Genomic DNA, 4,069 nt, shown 5'->3' with positions numbered 1-4,069 from the left:
CCCCCCCCCCCCACGAAAAGCCTTCCTGTCATCTCCGGTGCTACTGCTTGCCCAACGCAAAGTTGGGCAAGTCACCCACCGGCTGGTTGAACTGATAGGGAATCGACACCAACCCCAGCCCGGTGTTGCGCTGTACCACGAAGTGCAGGTGCGGGCCGGAGCTGTTACCGGTGTTGCCTGATAGCGCCAGCGGCGTGCCCACCCCGACCCGTTGCCCCTCCTGGACGCTCACCGAGCCCTTCTGCAGGTGCAGGTAGACTCCCATCGTCCCGTCATCGTGTAGCACGCGCACAAAGTTGCCGGCAGGATCGGTGCCGCGCCCGGTCTGCTCGTTCTCGGTCTTGACCACCACGCCGCCACGCGCCGCGATGATCGGCGTGCCTTCGGGCATGGCGATGTCCATGGCGTAGCGGTTCTTCGGGCCGTAATGGCTATATTGGCCGTTGGCGCCCTGGCTCAACCGGAACGGCCCGCCACGCCAGGGCAACGGATAGCGATAAGCTTGCGCCGTGCCTGCGGGGTCGCCCAGGGAGTATTCGAACCTTGGGGTATAAGCCAGTGGCCTACCGGGCCGGGTGGCCGTCAGCAGCGCCAGGCGCAGGTTGCTGCGCGCCGGCAGCACGCGGCGGATCGGCCGGCTCGGCGCTCCGCTCACATTGCGCAACCCGGCGAAGCTCAGCTCGATTTCCACTGGCGCGTAGAGGTCGTTGCGCACGTACACCGCGTCCGCGCCCTTCTGCTTCCTGATGTCGAGAAACACCTGGCGCTCCAGGCGCTCGACCATGCGATCACGAAATACGAACACCTGGGAGCCTTTGCTGGGGCGGTCACTGTAGGAGACCACGCCGTTGGCGTCGGTGGATTTGTAGATGGTCATGGCCAGGGCCGGGGTAGCAGCCAGGACAAGACCACAGGCGAACAGCAACGGCACGAGCATGGGCAAGAATTCTGTCGAAATGAAGGCCTGCAAAGCAGCCTAGCAGCTGGGATGGACCAGCGTAGTCGACGGATGTTTCAAAATTGGATCAGCGGTCGGGTTGAAGCTGATGGCCCCATCGTCGGATCGCCGCCCCAAGCAAGCTCGCTCCCACAGAGGATCTTCAGTGTTCAATGGATCGAGTGTGGGAGCGAGCCTGCTCGCGAAAGCGGACTGAAGGGCGCCGCAGGATCAGGCGCCCGGTACGAAGTGCTTCTGCGCCGTGCCGCGGGCGATCAGGCGGGAGATGTAGTCGAGTTTCTGCGGGTCTTTGTCGACGAAGCGGAAGGTCAACTGCAGCCATTCGCTGTCAGGGGTTTGCTCATGGGCGACGATGGCGTGCAGGTAGCCGTTCAGACGAGCGGTCTCGGCGTTATCGCCCTGCTCCATGTCCAGCACCGAGCTCTCCAGCACTTGCGGCAGGATGTCGGTGCGCTTGACCAGCAGCAACGCTTCCTTGAGGCTCAGGGCCTTGATCACGCATTGCTGGGTGCCGCTGGACAGGCGCAACTGGCCTTGGCCGCGATTGGCGGTGGGTGCGGACGCGGCAGGTGCCTTGACGGGCGGGCTGTTGAGCAAACCACGTGCCGCCGGAGCGGCAGCCGCAGCGGGTGCAGGCGCGGCAGCGGGCTTGGCGAACGGGTTCGCCGCTGGCGCAGCCGCGGCAACCGGAGCGGCCTTGCCGCCGGTCAGGGCACTGAGCGAATCATTGCCGAACGCCGAATTCATCTTGGTCGGGGCACTGTTCATCAGCGTGTCGAGCTTGCCGACCTTGTTCAAGGCCTGCTTGACCTTGGTCAGCAACTGTTCGTTGGTGAAGGGTTTACTGACGTAGCCGGAAACGCCGGCCTGGATCGCCTGGACCACGTTCTCCTTGTCGCCACGGCTGGTCACCATCACGAAAGGCATGCCCTTGAGATTGTCCTGCTGGCGGCACCAGGTCAGCAATTCCAGGCCGGACATCTCTGGCATTTCCCAGTCGCACAGCACCAGGTCGAACGCTTCACGGGCCAGCACGGCCTGGGCTTTCTTGCCGTTCACCGCGTCTTCGATGCGGATGCCTGGGAAGTAGTTGCGCAGGCACTTCTTCACCAAGTCACGAATGAACGAAGCATCGTCCACGACCAACACACTGACCTTACTCATCCAGATACACCTCTAAAAAATCCCGGCAAGCATACCGCCTTACTGATGGCACTTCGCCAAAAACCTTCAGTCACGCCGGGACTTTTCGTTCGCGGGGTGCTGCTTTTGATTAAAAAAACCGCAAAAAAAAGCCCGACCAGAAGGCCGGGCGCTTTTCTTGGCAATCTTACTTATCGTCAGGTTCACCGGGAACATTAGCGGTTTCGGACGGGGTGCCCTCAACTTCTTCCTTCATCCGCTTGAGCCCCATGTGCCGGACATCGGTGCCACGCACCAGGTAAATCACCAGTTCCGAGATGTTGCGTGCATGATCGCCGATACGCTCCAACGAACGCAGCACCCAGATGATGCTCAACACCCGGGAAATCGAACGCGGGTCTTCCATCATGTAGGTCGCCAGCTCGCGCAGGGCGGTCTTGTATTCGCGATCGATGATCTTGTCGTACTGGGCCACCGACAATGCCAGGTCGGCGTCGAAACGGGCGAAGGCGTCCAGCGCATCGCGGACCATGTTGCGCACCTGGTCGCCGATGTGGCGAACTTCGACGTAGCCGCGCGGCGCTTCACCTTCTTCGCACAACTGGATGGCCCGACGAGCGATCTTGGTGGCTTCGTCGCCGATCCGCTCAAGGTCGATCACCGACTTGGAGATGCTGATGATCAGGCGCAGGTCGGAAGCCGCCGGCTGACGACGGGCCAGGATGCGCAGGCATTCTTCGTCGATGTTGCGTTCCATCTGGTTGATCTGGTCATCGATCTCGCGCACTTGCTGGGCCAGGCCGGAGTCGGCCTCGATCAGCGCGGTCACCGCGTCGTTGACCTGCTTTTCCACCAGCCCGCCCATGGCCAGCAGGTGGCTGCGCACCTCTTCCAGCTCGGCGTTGAACTGCGCGGAAATGTGGTGGGTGAGGCCTTCTTTACTAATCATCTTTGGCGTCCTTGGAGCGTCCGGTAAGGTGCGGCGGACCGCAGCGTAGATTCAATGAGCGACAACGGCTTCCTAGCCGTAACGACCGGTAATGTAGTCCTCGGTCTGCTTCATGGCCGGATTGGTAAACAGGGTATCGGTGTCGCCGAATTCCACCAGCTTGCCCATGTACATGAATGCGGTGTAGTCGGACACCCGCGCCGCCTGCTGCATGTTGTGGGTCACGATGACGATGGTGAACTTGGACTTGAGCTCGTAGATCAGTTCCTCGACTTTCAGCGTCGAGATCGGGTCGAGTGCTGAGCAAGGTTCGTCGAGCAGCAGCACTTCCGGCTCCACGGCGATGGTGCGGGCGATCACCAGACGCTGCTGCTGCCCACCGGACAGGCCCAGCGCCGATTCGTGCAGGCGGTCCTTGACCTCATCCCACAGCGCTGCGCCCTTGAGTGCCCACTCCACGGCTTCATCGAGGACGCGCTTCTTGTTGATGCCCTGGATCCGCAGGCCGTAGACGACGTTCTCGTAGATGGTCTTGGGGAACGGGTTGGGCTTCTGGAACACCATGCCCACGCGACGACGCAGCTCGGCAACATCCTCGCCCTTGCGGTAGATGTTGTTGCCGTAGAGGTTGATTTCGCCTTCGACGCGGCAGCCGTCCACCAGGTCGTTCATGCGGTTGAAGGTGCGCAGCAAGGTCGACTTGCCGCAGCCCGACGGGCCGATGAACGCGGTGACGCGCTGTTTCGGGATGTTCAGGCTGACGTCGTACAGCGCCTGCTTCTGACCGTAGAACAGGTTCAGGCCGGGCACTTCGATGGCGACGGTTTCCTGAGCCAGGTTCAAGCTCTGCTTGTCGCGGCCCAGGGCCGACATGTTGATGCCGTGTGTAGGTGCTTCGTGTTGCATGGGAGGCTCCCTGTGCTAACAAATTCGGTTCGGAACGCCTGTGTGGCGGCCCCATAAAAATTCCAGCGAACACCGATCAGTGTGGGAGCGAGCTTGCTCGCGAAGGGGCCATC

General features: G+C 61.8%; 4 protein-coding genes. All 4 read right to left on the bottom strand.

Annotated elements, in window-relative coordinates; genetic code table 11:
• Positions 1–40 precede the first annotated feature (40 nt).
• On the bottom strand, positions 41–937 hold the full coding sequence (locus ACE04F_RS15240; protein WP_305497676.1) for a peptidoglycan DD-metalloendopeptidase family protein: 897 nt from the start codon (positions 935–937) through the stop codon (positions 41–43).
• Between the two features lie 231 nt (positions 938–1,168).
• Positions 1,169–2,122 carry a response regulator gene (locus ACE04F_RS15235; RefSeq protein ID WP_486107914.1) on the bottom strand — a complete coding sequence of 318 codons (954 nt, stop codon included), beginning with the start codon at positions 2,120–2,122 and terminating at the stop codon, positions 1,169–1,171.
• A 166-nt stretch (positions 2,123–2,288) separates the two neighbouring features.
• A complete protein-coding gene (phoU, locus tag ACE04F_RS15230; RefSeq protein ID WP_486107913.1) occupies positions 2,289–3,050 on the bottom strand; it encodes a phosphate signaling complex protein PhoU in 762 nt (253 codons plus the stop codon).
• 72 nt (positions 3,051–3,122) lie between these two features.
• Complete coding sequence (gene pstB / locus ACE04F_RS15225; protein ID WP_305497678.1) at positions 3,123–3,956, bottom strand: phosphate ABC transporter ATP-binding protein PstB; 834 nt, start codon at positions 3,954–3,956, stop codon at positions 3,123–3,125.
• Positions 3,957–4,069 lie beyond the last annotated feature (113 nt).

This window comes from Pseudomonas sp. AGC41 (assembly GCF_057334555.1).
The sequence above is the reverse complement of the archived record's forward strand: the minus strand, read 5'-3'. Positions and strand labels throughout refer to the sequence as shown.

Excerpts from the sequence above, each read along its gene's own strand:
- ACE04F_RS15235 (WP_486107914.1), bottom strand. The coding sequence starts at position 2,122 with ATGAGTAAGGTCAGTGTGTTGGTCGTGGACGATGCTTCGTTCATTCGT.
- ACE04F_RS15240 (WP_305497676.1), bottom strand. The coding sequence starts at position 937 with ATGCTCGTGCCGTTGCTGTTCGCCTGTGGTCTTGTCCTGGCTGCTACC.
- pstB (WP_305497678.1), bottom strand. The coding sequence starts at position 3,956 with ATGCAACACGAAGCACCTACACACGGCATCAACATGTCGGCCCTGGGC.
- phoU (WP_486107913.1), bottom strand. The coding sequence starts at position 3,050 with ATGATTAGTAAAGAAGGCCTCACCCACCACATTTCCGCGCAGTTCAAC.